Raw genomic sequence first — 747 nt, forward strand, 5'->3', positions numbered from 1 at the left:
CGGCCGGACGATGCTGCCGGCGACGCCGGAGACGGTCGCGGCCTTCATCGACGCGCAGGCGGAGACCAAGTCCCGCGCCACGGTCGAGCGCTACCGCTCCTCGATCGCCGCGCTGCACCGGGCCGCCGGCCTGCCGAACCCCTGCGCCGACGAGATCGTGCGGCTCGCGGTCAAACGGATGAACCGGGCCAAAGGCCGGCGCCAGAAACAGGCCGAGCCCCTCAACCGCACCAGCATCGATCGCATGCTCACCGTGATGACCCCCGAGCGTCTACATCGACGCGTGCTGGAGGGCGAGGAAGGAGCTCCGCTGATCGCGCTTCGCAACGCGGCGCTGATCGCGGTCGCCTACGACACCCTGCTGCGCCGCTCCGAACTCGTCTCTTTATATATAGGTGACCTGCAGAAGGGTGCGGACGGATCCGGTACCGTGCTGGTGCGGCGTTCAAAGGCCGACCAGGAAGGCGAAGGCGCGATCAAGTACCTGGCTCCGGACACCATGGCCCATGTCGAGGCATGGCTCACCGCGGCCGCGTTGGAGAGCGGGCCGTTGTTCCGGCCGCTGACCAAGGGCGGCAAGGTCGGAGCCAGCGCACTTGGTGATAGGGATGTGGCGCGGGTGTTCCGCAATCTTGCCCTGGCGGCCGGGCTGAAGCTCCCTCGCCTCCCCTCCGGGCATTCGACCAGGGTCGGGGCGACGCAGGACATGTTCGCTGCTGGGTTCGAGCTGCTCGAGGTGATGCAGGC

General features: G+C 68.4%; 1 protein-coding gene. It reads left to right on the forward strand.

The features are described 5' to 3' along the window. Nucleotides 1–747 (forward strand): tyrosine-type recombinase/integrase (locus VQ02_RS33925; protein ID WP_048448684.1); only part of this gene is annotated, 747 nt, incomplete at both ends.

The organism is Methylobacterium variabile (assembly GCF_001043975.1).
Taxonomy (GTDB): Bacteria; Pseudomonadota; Alphaproteobacteria; order Rhizobiales; family Beijerinckiaceae; genus Methylobacterium; species Methylobacterium variabile.